The 17,207-nt window shown below is 57.3% G+C and carries 14 protein-coding genes and 1 tRNA gene; 8 read left to right on the forward strand and 7 right to left on the reverse strand.

Translation table 11 applies throughout. From position 1 onward, the window contains the following. The first annotated feature begins 141 nt into the window (after nt 1-141). Nucleotides 142-894, forward strand: a complete 753-nt coding sequence (locus ACFWXH_RS22120; RefSeq protein ID WP_379123494.1) for a hypothetical protein — start codon at nt 142-144, stop codon at nt 892-894. Between the two features lie 123 nt (nt 895-1,017). Here ACFWXH_RS22120 and ACFWXH_RS22125 read toward each other — a convergent pair whose 3' ends face one another. Beyond that, the gene (locus tag ACFWXH_RS22125) at nt 1,018-1,686 is read right to left on the reverse strand and encodes a hypothetical protein (protein ID WP_379123495.1); all 669 of its coding nucleotides are present in this window, start codon (nt 1,684-1,686) and stop codon (nt 1,018-1,020) included. A gap of 212 nt (nt 1,687-1,898) precedes the next feature. Here ACFWXH_RS22125 and ACFWXH_RS22130 point away from each other — a divergent pair, with 212 nt between their 5' ends. The 5 genes from ACFWXH_RS22130 (at nt 1,899) to ACFWXH_RS22150 (ending at nt 5,875) form a co-directional block, all read left to right on the forward strand. After that, nucleotides 1,899-2,762: a hypothetical protein gene (locus ACFWXH_RS22130; protein ID WP_379123496.1), complete on the forward strand. Its 864-nt coding sequence runs from the start codon at nt 1,899-1,901 to the stop codon at nt 2,760-2,762. Between the two features lie 110 nt (nt 2,763-2,872). Then, nucleotides 2,873-4,183, forward strand: a complete 1,311-nt coding sequence (locus ACFWXH_RS22135) for a hypothetical protein (protein ID WP_379123497.1) — start codon at nt 2,873-2,875, stop codon at nt 4,181-4,183. After that, entirely contained in the window at nt 4,168-4,758 is a 591-nt protein-coding gene (locus tag ACFWXH_RS22140) for a hypothetical protein (RefSeq protein ID WP_379123498.1), read from the forward strand. Before ACFWXH_RS22135 ends, ACFWXH_RS22140 begins: the two co-directional genes overlap by 16 nt. A gap of 220 nt (nt 4,759-4,978) precedes the next feature. Continuing rightward, nucleotides 4,979-5,069: transfer RNA gene (locus ACFWXH_RS22145), tRNA-OTHER, on the forward strand. Next, nucleotides 5,027-5,875: a hypothetical protein gene (locus ACFWXH_RS22150; protein WP_379123499.1), complete on the forward strand. Its 849-nt coding sequence runs from the start codon at nt 5,027-5,029 to the stop codon at nt 5,873-5,875. Before ACFWXH_RS22145 ends, ACFWXH_RS22150 begins: the two co-directional genes overlap by 43 nt. A 406-nt stretch (nt 5,876-6,281) precedes the next feature. On the opposite strand, the gene ACFWXH_RS22155 is transcribed toward ACFWXH_RS22150, so the two are convergent. The 3 genes from ACFWXH_RS22155 to ACFWXH_RS22165 form a co-directional block, all read right to left on the reverse strand. Next, a complete protein-coding gene (locus ACFWXH_RS22155; RefSeq protein ID WP_379123500.1) occupies nt 6,282-7,421 on the reverse strand; it encodes a UvrD-helicase domain-containing protein in 1,140 nt (379 codons plus the stop codon). Next, nucleotides 7,418-9,049, reverse strand: a complete 1,632-nt coding sequence (locus tag ACFWXH_RS22160) for an ATP-dependent endonuclease (protein WP_379123501.1) — start codon at nt 9,047-9,049, stop codon at nt 7,418-7,420. Before ACFWXH_RS22160 ends, ACFWXH_RS22155 begins: the two co-directional genes overlap by 4 nt. Before the next feature lie 1,032 nt (nt 9,050-10,081). After that, a complete protein-coding gene (locus ACFWXH_RS22165; protein ID WP_379123502.1) occupies nt 10,082-11,107 on the reverse strand; it encodes a LacI family DNA-binding transcriptional regulator in 1,026 nt (341 codons plus the stop codon). 95 nt (nt 11,108-11,202) lie between these two features. Here ACFWXH_RS22165 and ACFWXH_RS22170 point away from each other — a divergent pair, with 95 nt between their 5' ends. Both ACFWXH_RS22170 and ACFWXH_RS22175 read left to right on the forward strand, forming a co-directional pair. Then, on the forward strand, nt 11,203-12,540 hold the full coding sequence (locus ACFWXH_RS22170; protein WP_379123503.1) for an MFS transporter: 1,338 nt from the start codon (nt 11,203-11,205) through the stop codon (nt 12,538-12,540). Nucleotides 12,541-12,558: 18 nt separating this feature from the next. Continuing rightward, nucleotides 12,559-14,337, forward strand: a complete 1,779-nt coding sequence (locus ACFWXH_RS22175; RefSeq protein WP_379123504.1) for a gamma-glutamyltransferase family protein — start codon at nt 12,559-12,561, stop codon at nt 14,335-14,337. Between the two features lie 51 nt (nt 14,338-14,388). On the opposite strand, the gene ACFWXH_RS22180 is transcribed toward ACFWXH_RS22175, so the two are convergent. The 3 genes from ACFWXH_RS22180 to ACFWXH_RS22190 all read right to left on the reverse strand — a co-directional run bounded on the left by ACFWXH_RS22180 (nt 14,389) and on the right by ACFWXH_RS22190 (nt 17,106). Next, a complete protein-coding gene (locus ACFWXH_RS22180; protein WP_379123505.1) occupies nt 14,389-15,279 on the reverse strand; it encodes an alpha/beta fold hydrolase in 891 nt (296 codons plus the stop codon). Between the two features lie 168 nt (nt 15,280-15,447). After that, the gene (locus ACFWXH_RS22185) at nt 15,448-15,786 is read right to left on the reverse strand and encodes a hypothetical protein (RefSeq protein ID WP_379123506.1); all 339 of its coding nucleotides are present in this window, start codon (nt 15,784-15,786) and stop codon (nt 15,448-15,450) included. 336 nt (nt 15,787-16,122) lie between these two features. Beyond that, nucleotides 16,123-17,106, reverse strand: coding sequence for a hypothetical protein (locus ACFWXH_RS22190; protein WP_379123507.1), 984 nt, complete (start codon nt 17,104-17,106; stop codon nt 16,123-16,125). Nucleotides 17,107-17,207: the final 101 nt, after the last annotated feature.

Consider the following 17,207-nt stretch of genomic DNA (forward strand, 5'->3'; position numbering starts at 1 on the left):
TGCATGTCCGCTATTCATGAGCGCTAAGGCGTCATGATCAACATTAGCCGTGGGCTATGAACGAGAATCGCAGCATATTGCAAGCAACTGCGCTGTTCCAAAAGGCAAGGGGGCGGCTCAGCTCCCTATCAGGAAATCATCATGAGCATGGTGTTCGTGGGAGTTGATCCCGGGGTAATTGTATTCGCAGGTGACGGTGTCGCGACCGAGCCGGTCAGTGGTAACGTCGTCGGCTTGGTTTCAAAGCTTGTGCTCATGCCCGAGCTTCCTTGCATATTGGGTTTTACGGGGATGGCGGGAGCAGGCCGGTTTTTCGCATATGCAACCGAAGGGAAGTATGTGGATTTCGACTCGCTTCTCGAAGGCGTGGTTGATGATTGCCGTGAAATTCACGAGCGAGCCCTTGAGGAGTTGAACCTTCCTCATGCTTCCTACGCAAAAATGTGCATTGCGCTCGGCGGCTGGTCTGACCTTCGTCAGCAGTATGAAGCATATCGTTGCATGAGCTATCCGAAGGAAAGCCTGGTCCCCGGCGAAACGGAAGTCACGATCATTCCTCCGTGGACGCTTTCTCGGATCGAGTTCATGTGGGCGTCAAGTGCTCCTACAACAGCAACCATGGCTCGGTTGGGCGCGAATGATTGCGATGACCTGCTCGAAGCCGCAGTGCGATGGATTTGTGCAGGACGCCAAGACTGCGGTCGCGACGAAAATGGATTATTGGCGGCCATCGGTGGATATGTGCAGATTGCCATCCTCGACGATAATGGTGTGCGCTCTTGGATTCCCCATCGCTGGCCAGAGGATGAAATTGGTCGACCTCTCGATCCAACTAGGGGATTTCAATTACCTCAATGGTTAGAACGGGCTGATGAAGGCGTTATTGGAGCTTAGAGCTCCATTGGCCAGTAATGTGCTTGCGAAAGCACATCTCCCTCTCCGTAGTTCCCTTCCAAGTAGCTGTCTTCTGTCGCGTTCCGAGTTACATTCCCATTAGTTTGGGATTGTAGTCTTTTGCTAACTCCCCGTTCCAGGATCCAGTCGGCCGTTGGCGTCTTGTTGAATGGCCGCAACCCAGAATTCATAAGTCTCATGGTGCGCCTCGTTGAGGTAGTCTTCAGGCCAGTCATTTTTTCCAGAGATCATTAAAGTTAGGTGGCCTGCCAGTTCGCAGCACGCGCGCACCATTTTTTCTACTTCGCCATATGTGACATTTGCCTTGTTCACTTCCGGCCAAGTCAGATGAGCGATCTGCCCATTTCGGAATGACTGGATTCGGCCAAAGCTCTTGAAATCCACTTTCCGGTAAACGGCCAAGAATTTATCGAGTGCTTGGGCGCACGTAGACTGAACGTCTGTGCTTGGAAGCTGCTTTCCGGAATAGCACCGCGCCAACTCTTCCAGGGCGTTGGGATGCTTAAGAAACCGGTAAGCTGATTGCAAAGACATTTCGGACTCACGGTCCATGACAGCGAACAGCCGAACCATGGTCATCATGATCATTTCTTGCCGAATCTCGTCGGCGCGCTCTTTCGCATTTGCAATCTTGTCTCGCGTTTTTTTCAGCGCGTCGTTGGTGCCCGAATACATGCCGTAAGCGCGAGCGGCCATGCGGGTCCAAGCGTTCAATTCCGGTGCCATCCGTGCGAGCTGCTCGATTGTCGGTACAGGAAGATTGGCATTCATTTGGCACTTCCTCGGCAGCTTCGACTGATCCTGCTTCTCAAACAGGAAACGGCAGCGACGCTCTGTGTATCTCTCTCGACTACCTAGAGAAATCCTTTAGCGATGGCGAAAAGAATTAAGAACATCAATATCAATCATTGCTGTCCTCCCAGGCTTGACGGGGGGACCAGTGGCTAATCTTGAAGCATTTTTGATCCATAGGCGGGTTGGGTATGGACTGGAGTGAGTGTTTCAAAATTAAGGTCTATCGGCGAGCGATGGCGAAAGTCGCTTCGCGGCCTGCTCCCGGGGAGGTGTCAGTTTCTGCGCCGGATTCCTACAGCAACGACTTTTTCAAACTTGGTCTCATAGACAAAGCCAAACCCGACAGCTGGGCATTCCTCTTTCGTGAGCTGCTACCCGATGGTGTGCGAGGCCTGAGCTTCGATGGGGTTAAGCCCGGAGAAGCGGGGTTCGATCACGCCATATCTAATTCGGAGCTACGAAAATATGCCTTGCAAGCGTTATATTATTACAAGGGTTTCGAGTTTAGATATAGCTCGCCAATCTGGTTTTTGATCAGCACAACGTTGCGTATCCCGAAAATGCGAGTAGCGTGGTACTGGAGCGTACAGGCACTCTATAATCGCCGTCGCTTGGCTCGCCGTGACCGTATACGCGTGTTGAGAGTCTTTCTCGAAAACTCCGTCACCCAGGAAAGCTACGTGACCGGCCCTAATGGGCTTATGGCTGTCCTATATGGGACACGCTCTTTCAACCATCCATACAGCGATGCATCTTTCAACTACTATGACTTAGTTCTCGGATCTCTCGCCGAAACTGGTGATTTGCAACGCACCCCGGGCGGCTACAAACTGACCGGCAAGGGTTTGACGACCCTCGACCAATATGAGCAGGAAGAGCGTCGACACGAAGACAACGGGCGGGTTCAGTGGATTCTGGCCGGACTTACGGCAGTAGTGGGATTAATCGCGCTCATACAAGTTTTTGTGACCATTTGGGAAGAAATGAATCCCGACCCTGCGCCGGCACCCTTCCAGCAGCCGGTCTACCCGATTTCACCACCTAAGTTTTGAAGTGTTGAGGTCGGTATCGCTGACGTCTAACATAAATTCATCATCTTGTTGCTCGGTATTAATCTTCAATCATAAATGTATAGATATCACATGTATAAAATGAGGGGCGAATGGCTTACAGACTTCTGCCTGTCGTTGATCTGATGATCAATCGTGCGAATGATAGGCATGGTGAACTCGAAAACGAGACCGCTGCCATTGCTTGGTTGTTCAACAACAGAGAAGCGCACATGAAAGCGCTTGCCCGCGATATTGTGAAGGCGGGTGAGGTGTATGAGCCGCCCCTCGTATCACCCGATGGAGATAAGTTTGTCGTCTTCGACGGCAATCGCCGGGTTACGTGCCTTAAGGTCCTTGAATATCCACGGCGCGCGCCAAACGCGGAGCTTCAGCAGTTTTTCTCTACTCTCAAAGAGAAATGGAAAGGTGGTCCGTCCGATAAAATCATGTGTCAAATCGAACCGGACCGCGACCGTGTCGACGACATCCTGTTTCGCCGCCACACGGGCAGCCAATCCGGCGTAGGTCAGAGCACGTGGGATGACCGCATGAAGGCCAACTTTGTGAATCGCACCGGCAAGGGAAATGCAGTCAGTGTAGCTGACGAAGTCGAAAAGCGTTTAGCAGCTGCAGGCATGTCCCCATCCCGTCGGAAACTGCCACGTTCAACAATGAACCGGCTTCTGTCGTCGGAAGCTTTCCGCAACCGAGTTGGCTTCAGTATCAACCGAGGGCGCTTAGAATATACACATCGAGAACCTGTCGTACTGAAGGCGCTGCAACGCATTGCGGACGATCTTGCGAAACGCGAGATTGTGCTGGGAGATATATGGGACGTCGAAGGCAAGCGAGCCTATTTGGATAAACTGGAGGCGGACGGCTTACTGCCAAGCGCTAAAGATAGCCTTGTGAAGCCAAAGCCGAAAGTGGCACCGCATCCTGCCCCAAATCCCCCAGCACCGCGTTCGGCTCCAGAGCCCGCACCGATGCGAAGAGTCAATTTGATAAGTCGAACCGACTACGGGATTCCGTGGCCGGGACGCCTCCAGCGAGTTCGCGCGATCTGGGAGGAATTGCAGTTTCGCTTGGTTCTCACCGAGCATCCCAATGCGATCTCGGTGCTATTGCGGGTCCTGCTCGAACTCTCGGTTGATAATTACATCGAGCAAACGGAGCTGGTCGTTCTGAGCGACAAGCTTGCGACACGCGCTCTAAAGGTCGCGGAGGACCTTCATGAGAAGAGAAAGATCGACGCCAAGTATCTCAAGGAGATGAAGAAATTCCAGCACGATGATCGCCTGTTTTCAGCGGACACCTTACACCGCTACATCCATTCGAAAGACTTTGCGCCCTCACCGGAGCATTTGACGGCACTATGGGATGCGTTGGCTAATTTGATCGTCAATTGCTTGAAATTCTGAAAAATGCGAACGCGAACGTTGACCGCAAAATGTTGCGAAAGTTGTTGGTAGATGAAAGCGACTTGAATGTAATGCGTATCCATTACTGCTACCAAATCGGCTCTACATTTATCGCAATATCGAATCTAGAGAGTACAATAACTAGCCTCATGCTAATGTGCGATAAGATAAAAGTTGCGACAGTATTGGGAGATGATACAGAAACATGGCGGAAGCTTTTAGAAAAGCAATCGAACTTACAAAGCTCAACGCTCGGCAGCTTGATTTCCATTCTTGCCAAGCACGGAATTCAGACGTCCAACCTCGAATATCTTAAATGGGTCAAAAACAAACGAGATTTCTTTATCCATCGACTCTTTCACAATGGCGCATGGCCGGGCGACCTTGACGAACGCGGGGCTGATATCATGTATCGTCGCCTGCTTTATTTGGAGGTAATATTCGGTCGTGCGAGTAATCGCATCAGCAAGATCTTGGAAGATGCCGGTCTTCTGGCGATTATAGATTTCGGTGAGAGCGGATCTCTGCTTGTGAACACTGAATTTTTCACAGAAAATACTTCATGTGATCTGTGATTGCTGGGTGACTTCAAAAATCCATCAAGTATAAAATGCCGGCGTGCCTTAGTAACGCTTGAGGGGCACGCAGGCGCGACCATATCAAACTCAACACGCGGAATTTCATCATAATGGTCGGCCGCGTCACGGAGCCCATGCCAGTTGAAGCGTTGAAAGCCTACTACCGGCGTGTTCGCGATTCGTGACAATCAGAGCGGCAGGCGTTACAACGGCGTGTGGCGTCATAGTGTAATGGAAGCACCCCTGCCGATTAGAGGATTGCGTGTTGAAAGCAGGTAGTGTGGGTTCGAACCCCAACGGCGCCGCCAGTTCTTCCGTCACCGTCGGCCCAGTCCAGCCACTGAAGGATTTCCTCAGCTCTGTGGGTGAGGCGGTAGCCAATCTCAATACGGCTGTGGTTGGTCTCGATGCTGTTGAACAAGGCCACGAGAAGCCGGAAAAGTTGAACATTTCTTGGAAGCCGCATGACCGGACTGCTGCCGCTCGTAAATCACGAAGGTTTTTGGTCGAGGCTGTTCTCGTTCGCGTGGCCGAAGCGCTCTCTGAATTTGTGTTGGTTTCGGCGCGACTGCCTCGCTTTAGTTCTGTCCGTAGCGGTTGGGATAGCAAAACGTCGCGTGCAGAAAAACTTGCCGATGTAGCTGCTGAAGTGCTCGGTTCAGAAAGTTATCTCATCGCTGGTGCTGCGTTGCTAATTCACTGGCGAAATCGGGTGGTTCACCCACGCTCTCAGGCTTCGCTCCTGCCTCAACAAGAGAAGAACCTGCGGGCAGCATCCGAAGAGATCGAGAAAAATTTCGCAGGACTTTCGGTCGACCGACTACTCAAAGATTTTGAAATCGGCCAGCCAACCTTGAAGGATGTATCCAGCTTAATCGCGATGTCGATAAGGATGGCGCGGAAGGTGGATACGGCAATAAACAACTTATCGAACGACGACCTTGATGCGTTGCTGGAGCACTACGGTTTGAAGGCGCGAATCGCGGAGATCGAAGCTCAAACAACTCCGACCAAGCGTCACGCATCGATAGTTCGTATGCTCCAGTCTAACGCGCCTGGTTTGGTTCCCGCGTATGGTCGGTTGCATGGAAGTATCGCACGAGACGGTGGCTGAGTGTCGAATTGCTAGCAGTCGGCCTTCTGAGCCGCCTCTTTCGCAAAAGGAGGGCCCCGGAGGGCTATGGGGTAGACATAGTTCTCGTCATCACGCGGCACGGCGCGTCAAACACCGCCGATCGCCCGCCGCCGCCGCTGATTGCCGCCGATACTACTTCAGTGCACCGGTGGTATCGGCGTAGTCTGCGATACGAATAATAGCTGAGCAATATGCTGCCCACCCAGGGTGTGACCGCTTTGGAATGATTCTTGCCTGACCGCTTCTTGCGGCGCAGTTGGCAGGGCGGTCATTCAGGCTGCTCCCGCAACGGACCGCAACGCGCCGTATTGCGGCCGTGCGTCCCTAATTTCAATTGCCTGAAAGCGGACATTACCGGCTACGGAAACATGTTCCGGCGATTGCCCTATTCGAATACAGTAAATCCTGCGACGACCTCGCCATGGGCGGGGTCATAGACCACTGCCACCGCATGCCTTGCGCGGGTGAGACCAACATAGAGTTTTGCGCGAGTTTCAGCCTTCAAGGCTGATTGGGCATTCTTCAGCCAGTCCATCATTTCTTTGGTGGGATAGATAATGACGCTGTCGAAACCGAGGCCCTTGGACCGTCCGAACGTTAGCGCCGGCAGATCGGCAGATGCGATCTTGACGGTCGAACTCCATCGGAGCTGCGCCGGTCGCCTCGTCTCGAGATAACGGGGCAGATTCCTTCGCCGGACGATGACAAGACCCGCATCAACAGGGACCGGTTGCCTGCAGTCGGGACATTTGCAAGCGGTCGCGGCAGCCAATTTTGGATAGAGTTTCGACGACAATTCGCAGATAGCGGTGCTATTGCGGTGCGATGCCACGAGGCTGGTCACATCGATATCGCACGCTACTTTTCGGGGAAGCTCCGCACGAATGAAGTCAGCAATGCCGCCGTCCCTGTACTTTTTGAAACGGGCCTCCAGATGGGTGACATAGGTGACCTGTCGGGGATCACCCACCATGACGACGTTGGCAGGGCTTCTGAAAAGCGCCGTCAAAATGTCGAGGTCGTGGCCTGCCAGATCCTGCACCTCATCCACGAAAATAAACGGATAAATACGGGAAAGCCGCTCGATGACAGCGCCGTGCGATGCCTCGTTGCACCGTATCATCAGCCTCGACAGTTTGTCGGAATATACGCGATTTCGACGGTCGAAGTAGCAGCGTCTGAAATCTTTCTCACCCCAATACATGGGGCGGCCTTGCCGATCGCTCCCGCGAAAACCGGATCTCTGTGAAACCAGAATCATGCCGGCGACATCCCAATCGAACAACTTGCCTTGAAAGGGCTTGATGCCGTGCTCGATCAGCAGACTGAACCAGGTCTGGATATGCACGTTGCCCGGAACCGAGCCGTGGATTTCGAAAAATTTGCGCCGGATCTCTTCTTCGTTCGATTCCGTGTAGGTGGTGATGAGGACACGTTTTTGTTCAACCGCAAGCGCCTGCCTGACGAGGTAGGTGGTCTTCCCCGAGCCTGCCGCAGCTATGACGAGCTTATTCGGCCCGATCATTTGGCGATCGCATCCATAATATATTTTGGGTAACTGATTTTTGTCTTCGCCGAAAAAATCGTCAGCGCGCACTCGGTCTTGTTGTTCTTCATATAACGATGAAGGTCATCGAGATTATTCTTGGTGCCGAACAGCGTGTTGAGGTTCTCGACGCTATTGGACTTGACCAGTTTCGGCTCGAGGGTGTTGTAGTTGAAGGGCTTGCCACCGAAGACCAGGTCGCCCTTATCCACCACAGGATCATAGCAGATTTTGATATGATCGACGTTCTTGTATTTGGAGTACTTCTTTTCGAGGGCAGCTATATCGCCGTCATTGTCGGTCGTGACTACGACGGGGATTTTCAGCGCCGTCGCCAGTTCGAGAAAACGCAGGAACGAAAGTCCGACCGAGATGACATCGATCTCGTCGTCGATCGGCAACTTTCCCGCGTTAGCATCCATGTAGGCGCGCTGGACGACCAGTTCGTCCGCATCGCCCTCGACAAGGATCGACCTTTGCGACAGCACGAGACGCAGCGTGTCGTAGCCAGGCAGCTTATGGAAGAAGTCGCTCGCATCGAGATCCTTGATCCGTGTGACCTTCGCTTCCCGCAGCAATATTAGGTGGTGTAGTCCGAGTTTGTTCGCGACGAAGCTGCTATGAGTGGTGATGATGACCTGCTTGCCGCTATTGTCGGTGCTGATATCGCTGATGAGTTGGTTGAGCTTCGAGTGTGACAGGTGGTTTTCCGGCTCCTCGATCAGCAGTACGGTCGCTTCGCGGTTCTTCTTGCTGCTCAGCGCGAGGCGCGTCTTGACGATGCACTGCTCGCCCTTGCCGATATAGTGGAAAGGGACATCCTCGATATACGTCATGAGGCTGTTTTCCCAGGCATTGTGGGACGACATATCGACCGAAATGCTGACCTTTTTTCGGCTGATCTTCGCCGCTTCCGCCAATCTTTCATTGATAGCGCCGACATTGCCATCGGCCTTAAAGGCATCTTTCAGTTTGCGCTGGGCCTGGGATATCGCAACACGTTCCTTGTCTTCCAGAAATTCCCTGACGATGCGGGAGATGTACATATCCGAACCGCTCTGCACACGCGTGCTCGCTGAATCGATTAGGGCCGACTTGATAGGAATGGTGCGGGCCATCGCCGGTTGGCGGGAGAATTCCGACCATTGCACCTGATAGAATTCCAAGGGTATCGAGTTGATCTCCCTGTTCTTCAGCAACTCGGAATAGGCACCGTCATATTTCTTGTCGAACTCGATCGAGAAGAGGAGGCCGCGAGCCTTGTCGTTCTTCTCGGAATTCCCGTTCCCGCGCAGGTCTTCCAACTCATCACCATCACCGCCTAGAAACAGCTCGATCTGGATCTCCGGCGGATCGAGAGGTTTTTCCGCAGCGATGCTGTCCAGATACGCCCGCTCGATCTTCCTGTTAAAAAGATAGGGAGATAGTTCGTTGCGCAGGTATTTCCCGTTCAGCATGCCGGTCAGACATAGATGGACCGCCTCGAGCAGCGTCGATTTTCCGGTCTCGTTGTTGCCAACGATGATATTGACGCCCTGATTAAAATCGACTTCGAACCAACCTTCAAAGCATTTGAAATTCTTGATTTTGACCTTCTCGATATACATCGCTCACCCCAGTTTCCTCGAGGCAACCATAGCTTGCCCCAAAAAAGTCGGCGATCCAGAATCAGCGATTATTGTGCATCGATAGCGACGGGACTGATTTCAGAATCAGTAGATACTCTTATACGTCATGGGATTAACATCGCCGACCATGGGCCGAAAGCGGGCCGCAGTACTAAGGTTCTTTGACGTCTGCTCTCGCCTGTCCATACCCGGACATCGGACTATCGCCTGCGGCCCGGCTCAGGCCGAAATTGTGCGCCGGGTACACGGCAGCTTTCGGGCGCTCTGTAGTCCTGTGTGAACGTCCGACATGGGGTCGGAAGCGGACTACCCTCTAGAGAGCTATAGCGTAGACATAGTTCTGATCATCACCCGGTGCGGCGCACCCGACAGGATTCGAACTTTCTCCTGACTGTTGAGATAACTGCATAACGATGCGTCGGTTTTCGGAGTTCTCAGTTCGGGTTTGAATGACCGAAAGGACGGCGCAAAGCCGTCATTCGTTCGCGCCGTTAACAGCCGTAAGGTGGAACTCGTAGATTGGCACGTCGGTGCGCTCGCACACGCGCATAGAGGTGGCGAGACGCAGCCGTAACAGCCAGCCCGCGCGTACGGAACAGGAGGCCGCAAACCAATCCGAGATAAGAAGGCGAATGAGGCCCAATCCAACGCGCATCCGGAGACGCCGCTAGCACAGGTCTCAAGAGAGGCAATTTTCTGTGGAAAACGGAATCGAACCACCGGTATGATTTTAAATTGGGTAAATGCGCGGGTAACTAGGCTTATCCACACTTAATATTAATCAACGTATTCAAATATTTATCTGAATTATTCGGTTCCGCCCCTGGCACCATTTCTTCCATCTCACGCGGGTCCGCTTCGCTCACCGCTCCGGTAGGGCGGCCTGACCGGCCGACGGGCGGTCACCCTTGCAAATCCTCCGGGTTCGAATGCGCGCTACCGCGCATCACTCTCACAATCTTGAGTTCGCCATCTGGCGCTGCGCTGACCGGCACAATTCAATGCGTGAGACTATTCCAGGTCTAGAGCGTGCCCGCTGTTCGGTCGTGCCGTCGACGCGCGCTCGCGGAGTGTTGGTTCAATCACCACGGGCACGTCAAGGCGCTCCCCTTCAAGTCTCCTGACGAGAAGCGCGACGGCCTCGCGGCCCATGGCGGCGCCATGGAGGTCCAAGGCCGTGACGGGTACAGGATGGCTACGGGCGATCTCGCTGTCTGAAAGCGTGGACAGCATGAGCTCGCCCGGGATCGGGATGGCAAGGTCTTCCGCCGTCAGCGCCACACCGGCGGCAAACCGGCTCGTCGCGGCGATAATGGCATCGGGCCGTTGTGGAGAGGTCAGCTCGGTCCTTGCCGCCTGGCGTGCGGCCTCCGCGCCCCCGACCTCGTCCACAAGGACGGTGCGCACGCTGATGCCGGTCTCCGTGGCCCAGTCGCTGCACGCCCGTCTCGCCTCCACAAGCCAGCTGTTTTCGTCCCGACCGCAAAAGAACGATATGCTTCCGGCGCCGTTGCCGCGCAGATGGTCGAGCAAAGAACGGACACCATTATAGTCGTCGCGCCGAACGCTCCACTCAAAGGTGGGATCGTCGGGTTCCGGGTCGGCAAACACGAAGGGCACCTCCCGTTGCCTGAGCAGCGTGGCAACGGGATCGCTCCTGTGAGGGGCGACAACGATGCAACCGTCCATGGGCAGTGCCGACAAAGCCCCCTCCTTGAGCTCGGGAATGTGCAACAGGCCAAGTCCTCTGGACAGCGCCGCTGCCGCTGCCGCACCCGCCAGGCGGATATGATACTCGGTCCCGCTCATCGAACCGCGGATGGCGTCGCTCGGCCGGAACACGATGCCAAGGACACCGGTCTTCCCGGTTCGGAGGCTCCTGGCGACCGGGTCGGCTCGGTAGCCGACGCGTTCAACTGCGGCGAGAACCGCGGCACGCGTTTTCTCTCCCGTGCGCCCCTTGCCGTTCAGCACGTGGGAAACCGTCGTTATGGAGACGCCGGCGGCCTCCGCAACATCCTTGATCGTCGCTGACAATTCAGCCCTCATTGCTGGTTTTGAAAAGATTTGACATTGCCCAATCGTTTTGGCAACTTTGCCAAAACGTTTTATCAAATCCTGGGAGGATTTTTATGACGGCTCGTGCAGCCACCCAATCCGCATTGCCATCCGAGAAGGTCAATGCCGTGCCGCCGATGCGGGTCGCCATGGCAAGTCTGATCGGCACGGCAGTCGAGTGGTACGACTTTTTCCTGTTCGGGATCTGCGCCGCGCTGGTCTTTCCGCATGTGTTCTTCCCCGAAGCCGACCAGACCACGGCCCTTCTCGCCTCGTTCGGGACGTTCGGGGTTGCATTCCTTGCAAGGCCGCTCGGAGCCGCCTTGTTCGGGCATTTCGGAGACACGGTCGGACGCAAGGCGGCTCTCGTCACCACCCTTCTTCTGATGGGGATCGCCACCTTTCTCATCGGTCTCGTTCCCGGATATGCCACGATCGGCGTGTGGGGAGCGGTGATCCTGGTGATCCTCCGTCTCGCCCAGGGCGTGGCCATCGGTGGCGAATGGGGCGGCGCGGCATTGATGGCGATCGAACATTCTCCAAAGGGCAAGCGCGGCTTCTTCGGCGCGTTCAGCCAGATCGGCAATCCGATCGGCTTTTTCCTGTGCAACGCCGTGCTGCAGGTCGTCATTTTCCTGACCAGCGAAGCCGCGTTCCTGGAATGGGGATGGCGCATCGGCTTTCTGATGAGCGGAGTGCTGGTCGTTTTCGGTCTTTACGTGCGCCTGACCGTGACCGAATCGAAGGTCTTCCTCGAGACCAAGCAATCCGAAGCCAATGCCAGGAGGAAGAGCATCCCGTTTTCCGTTCTCTTTCGCGACCACTTCAAGGTGCTGGCGCTGACCGTGCTGTTGCAGGCAGCCTTTTCGTTCGGCGCCTATGCGCTGATTTCATTCTACGGCGCCTACACCAAGGGCACTTTGCACCTTCCAGCCAGTTGGGTGCTGATTTCCGGCATGATCGGCGCCGTCGCCAGCATCCCGGCATATTTCTTCTTCGCCACGCTCTCCGACCGGATTGGCCGAAAGGCCGTCTATGTGATCGGACTGCTGGGCTGGCTCGTGATCGCGTTCCCCTTCTACTGGCTCATCAACACCCAGACCCTGGCGGGCATGATCGTCGCCAGCATCCTTGCCTGGGCGGTGGGACATGCAGGCACCTATGCGGTGCAGTCCAGCTATCTCGCCGAGGCGTTTCCGACCGAGATCCGCTACACCGGCGTTTCGGTCAGCTACCAGCTTGCTTCGGTGATCTGGAGCGGACCGTCGAGCTTCATCGCCGTCTGGCTCTTTTCGAGCTTCGGGACGATCTATGCCGTGTCGGCGTTCGTCGCGGTCGGTGCGCTGCTGAGCCTCCTCAGTCTTATCAGCCTCAGGGAAACCTATCAGTCCGAGCTGAGCCCAAAATCCTGACGAAGGAGCGAGCGAACGATGTCTGTATCCAAGCAATCCATCACCAAGCAAAGCGCCAGCGGCCGCAAGGGCTCGGTTTCGGCTGCGAGGCAACAAAGCGCCGACGCCGGGATTGCCATGCTCGAGCTGGGCGGCAATGCGGTGGACGCCGCGGTCGCCGCAGGTCTGGTCGCCGGGGTCATCGAACCGATGGAGACCACGCTGGCCGGATCCGGTTTCATGCTGGTCCATTCGCCAGAGGAGCGAAAGACCTTCGCCGTGGAGTTCGCGCCCCGCGCGCCAGGCGCCGCATCCCCCGACATGTACCGTATCGATGCGAGCAGGAGCACGGATCGCGGCCTCGGGATCTCCACCGTTGTCGATGACGAGAACCTGGAAGGCATCAAGGCGGCTGGCGTGCCGGCGACCCTGTCGGGCCTGATAAAAGGACATGAGCGGTTCGGGAAATTGCCGCTCAGGACAGTCGTCGATCCGGCAATCGCGGTTGCCAGGGATGGATTTCCGGCGGATTCCTACTTCGCGCTTGAGACTCTGGCTAATCTTGCAGCCCTTCGCCGTAATCCGGGGGCGAGCGAGGTCTTCCTGTCGGATGGCGACCCGATCCCGGTTGCCCATCTTGGCGAAGCCAGTCTCGGAACGCCTCCGATGGTCAAGCAGGCACGGCTTGCAGACACGCTCACGATGATTGCCGAAGATGGCATAGCAGCTCTCACCCAGGGCGCGATCGGCAATGGTCTCGCCGAGACCGCCCGAGAATTGGGAGGGCTTCTCTCCAGAGACGACCTGCGCGAGGAAACGACGCGCATTGTCGAGGCACGGCGCCTCCGGTTCCGCGACCATGACGTCTGGGGGCCGAATGCGCCTTGCGGCACACTCACGCAATTTCAGATGCTCAAGCTCTGGGAGCGCCTGTTTCCGACCGGAGGCCCGCGGTCGGATACCGACGAGCGGCTGCAGCGTCTGGCCGATGTCAGCTGGCATGCTTTCGCCGACCGCTATCATTGGCTGGCGGATCCGGATTTCGTGCCGGTGCCGGAGCACGGTCTATTGTCCGACGCCTATATCGACGAAATCGCAACGCTGATCGAAACCGAGGCACCTGCACCCCGGAGCCTGCCGGGCGATCCATCGCCATGGGAGATGTTCGCCGGCATCGCGGCCCATGACCCGTGGGCGCATGACAGCTCCCGGAGGCGACGGCAGGAGTGGACAGCGGCCGGTTCTACCGAACCGACATCCGGCACGACACACGTCTCGGTCATCGATGCCCAGGGAATGGCGGTTTCGCTGACGCACACGGCCGCCAATCACTTCGGCAGCAAAGTGGTCTGTCGTCGGACCGGGCTGCTCTTCGACGGAGCCATGGGATGGTTCAACGCGCGCCCGAACGCAGCCAACAGCATTGCCGGCCTGAAACGCCCGCTCGCCAACATGGCTCCGATGATCCTGACGAAAGACGGCGAGGCCCGGGCCGCGCTGGGAGCGCCCGGCGGACGCCGGATCATAAGTGCCGTTGTCCAGTTGGCGATCAACATCATCGAAAGGCGCATGGATGCCGAAGGCAGCGTCCTTGCGGCCCGGATCGACGCTAGCGGCCCGGCGATCCTCGTATCGGAACGTCTGGCGCATAGCGTCAGGCATTGGGACCAGCAAAGATATCCGACGCGGCTTGTCGAAGAGCAGTTCGCGCCATTCGGCTACGAGTTAGCGCGGCCTGCCATCGTGCTCCGGAGCCCGGAGGGCGTGATATCGGGCGCGACCGATCCTTTTACAAAGGGATATTCATCGGCGATCTAGAGGTCTTCCGGGGCCGGAGAGCATTCTCTGCCCGGTCGGCTTCCAGGCGTCTCACGGCGCGTCCAGAAACCCGTTCAAGGACTTCGCCACCTTCTCGGGAAACTCCCAGAACATGTTGTGGCCGGCGCCCGCAAAGGCTTCGAATTTCGCGGCCGGATAGGCCTTCTTCAAAGCATCCTGGTGCTTGCTGTCGAACAGTTGGTCCTGATCGCCCCAGAAGATCATCACCGGTGCCTTGACGGTCGGCGCCAGGCTGCTGAAGTCATAGGCGGACAGCCCCCACATGACGCCGTGCCAGACCTGGATCGGAACCGCGGCGCTCTCGCCCCTCTCGCGGTCGATATAGTCCTTGTCCACAGGATTGGGGTTCCAGTACCAATCGGTCATGAACTTGCCGTTCGGGTCGATGGGTGCCTGCAGCGGCATGATGTTGTCCCACAGCCAGGAGCCGGGCCCGCCGCCGGGCTTCAACGAAGACGACACCAGAACGAGGTGATCGACCTTCTCGGGATGGGTCGCCGCCAGCATCTGCGCGGTCATCGATCCCAGCGAGTGCCCGACAACGTCAGCTTTCTTCACGCCCACGGCGTCCAGGAAGAGCGATGCGTCGTTTGCGAGGTCGGTGATGGCGTAGCAGCAATCCGGTGCGCTCGACTTTCCATGGCCGCGCAGGTCGATGGCGAAAACATGCCTCGATTTCAGATAGGGCGCCAGCAGCGACCAGCTGCGGCTGTTGTCGGTATAACCATGGATAACCAGCAGCGGCTTGCCGGCCGTGTCGCCCATCTCGACATAGGCGATCTTCTGGCCGTTCGGCAGATCGACGCTTTTCTTCGCGCTTGCCCATTCGGCCTGGCTCGGAACGGGTATCTCCTCCGCAACGGCCACAACAGGCACTGCCAGCAACAACACGGCCAAGGCCAAGCTGCGAATAGAACGCATCCCCTATCCTCCTCTGTTTCGGGAAGAATGCTGACAATCGCGGCCACGCCCTGTGCCGCTGGCGACATTGACGGTCGCACACGGCGTGCCTCTGCGGCGTATCGCCAGTTCACTCCGCCGCATGCCACAGATCGCGCCTGCCTTGTGCTGCCGATGCCGCGGGCGCTCTCACATCCGATACGCTATTGCGGTCGCTTCCAGCCCTGGCAACAGACCACAGCGGTCGAGCAATCCGGTCTGCGCATATTTCACCTTGTAGACACCGGAGGCTCCAATTGCCGCTGCTTCATCCTGCAGGGCTTTCAACGCGTCGGCACTCGAAGGCGTGGGAGCAATAAAGCTGTCAGCGCAAATCATGGCGCTCACCCGCTGCATGATCGATGCGTGCAGCGGCAGATCCGGCGCGACCGTGACATTCGCGCCGCTGCCGGCAATGTGGTTGCGCGACGGAGACGCGCAGCCAACCAGAACCAGGGCAATTGCGATACAGGCTACAGCAATGCGCATGAGGCCATCCCTCCGCGATACCATATCTATACAGACACGAGAGCGATTGGGTAATAGGTCGTGGTTCGCCTGCCAGAAGCAGCACAATGAATAGGATGATTTGAGGGAATGAACTAATTTTGAGGTAGGGAACCGGCAGGCGCCGTCCGCCGCGGCATTAGCCCTATCCACAATGCAGAAAAAGCAAAGCCCGTCTGCTCTTTTGTAGGCGTATGCCTGCAGACGGGCCTGCCCCCGTACGAGAGCAAGGCGACGATATCTCTCTGATCGGGCAATGAAATTGTACTTTGTGACAATGATCTTGCGAAACGGGAATCAGCTACGAATGAGGGCTGGCTACTCTGATTTTGCTGCTTCCCCAGACAGCTTTGCCGTTACCCCGCGCAGGCCCGACATGCCGAGTGCCGCGAGCGCGCAGAACAGGAGCAAAGCCGAACAGGCAATCAGCACCGCGGTCGAGCCGAAAGCATCCAGCGCGGCACCCGTGACGAGTGCTGCCGCGGGCGCGCCAAGCAGCACCAGGCTCATCGAGATGCCGATGACATTGGCACGCAGGTCTTTCGGCACGCTCGATTGCAGCAGGGTTGCGAACACCGGCGACAGCGGGCCGGCGGCAACGCCCAGCATGGCGCCCGAAGCGATCAGGATCGGCACGGACCGTCCAAACAGCAACAGGGCGACGCCGGCGGAGAGCCCGGCAAAGGCCACGCTGAAGATGCCGCGCAGCGACGGCGCCTGGCTGGCGAAGGCCAAGCCGACATTGGATGCGATAGCGCCTGCCGAAGCCGCGGCCAGGAACATGCCGAGCAAGGCTGCCGATCTCCCTTCCATGCGCAGGATTGCCGGCAGGGCAATGCTCTCGACGGCAACGAACACGCTGGTGCCGATGCCGGCCAGGATGAGGGCGGAACGCAAGGCCGGCTGGCCGAAGATGAAGCCGAGCCCCGCCTTCATCTGACCCAACGTCGACCCGGCGATGCGGCGCAACCGGAAACGCGGCAGGCTTGCCGCCACCAGCATGGCGGCAAGCAGATTGATCCCGGCGATGATCCACAACAGCACCGTCGTGCTGGTGACTGCGACCAGGAAAGCCGCGATCGCCGGCCCGGCTATCGCTGCGCCATTGTCGACCAGATCGTCGATCGCATTGGCGCGGATCAGCGGCAGGCGCGCCAACCGGGCGATCTCCGGCACGCGTGCCTCGATGGCAATGCCGCCGGGCCCGTCCAGGACGGCGCCAAGCAAGGCGAGCGTCGCCAGCACTCCGATGGTGAGCAGGCCGGCATCGTGGGCAGCGGGGGGGGGGAAAAAAAAAAACACCCCCCCCCCCCCCCCACCCACCCCCCCCCCCCCCCCCCCCCCCCCCCCCCCCCCCCCCCCCCCCCCCCCCCCACCCCCCCCCCCCCCCCCCCCCCCCCCTC

Origin of the sequence: Mesorhizobium sp. NPDC059054 (genome assembly GCF_042739215.1) — a bacterium.
Classification (GTDB): Bacteria; Pseudomonadota; Alphaproteobacteria; order Rhizobiales; family Rhizobiaceae; genus Mesorhizobium.

Bases quoted from the DNA above. Each gene is read 5' to 3' on its own strand.
- ACFWXH_RS22155 (WP_379123500.1), bottom strand. From the start codon at position 7,421: ATGATCGGGCCGAATAAGCTCGTCATAGCTGCGGCAGGCTCGGGGAAG.
- ACFWXH_RS22125 (WP_379123495.1), bottom strand. From the start codon at position 1,686: ATGAATGCCAATCTTCCTGTACCGACAATCGAGCAGCTCGCACGGATG.
- ACFWXH_RS22185 (WP_379123506.1), bottom strand. From the start codon at position 15,786: ATGCGCATTGCTGTAGCCTGTATCGCAATTGCCCTGGTTCTGGTTGGC.
- ACFWXH_RS22135 (WP_379123497.1), top strand. From the start codon at position 2,873: ATGGCTTACAGACTTCTGCCTGTCGTTGATCTGATGATCAATCGTGCG.
- ACFWXH_RS22175 (WP_379123504.1), top strand. From the start codon at position 12,559: ATGTCTGTATCCAAGCAATCCATCACCAAGCAAAGCGCCAGCGGCCGC.
- ACFWXH_RS22120 (WP_379123494.1), top strand. From the start codon at position 142: ATGAGCATGGTGTTCGTGGGAGTTGATCCCGGGGTAATTGTATTCGCA.
- ACFWXH_RS22130 (WP_379123496.1), top strand. From the start codon at position 1,899: ATGGACTGGAGTGAGTGTTTCAAAATTAAGGTCTATCGGCGAGCGATG.
- ACFWXH_RS22160 (WP_379123501.1), bottom strand. From the start codon at position 9,049: ATGTATATCGAGAAGGTCAAAATCAAGAATTTCAAATGCTTTGAAGGT.
- ACFWXH_RS22170 (WP_379123503.1), top strand. From the start codon at position 11,203: ATGACGGCTCGTGCAGCCACCCAATCCGCATTGCCATCCGAGAAGGTC.
- ACFWXH_RS22180 (WP_379123505.1), bottom strand. From the start codon at position 15,279: ATGCGTTCTATTCGCAGCTTGGCCTTGGCCGTGTTGTTGCTGGCAGTG.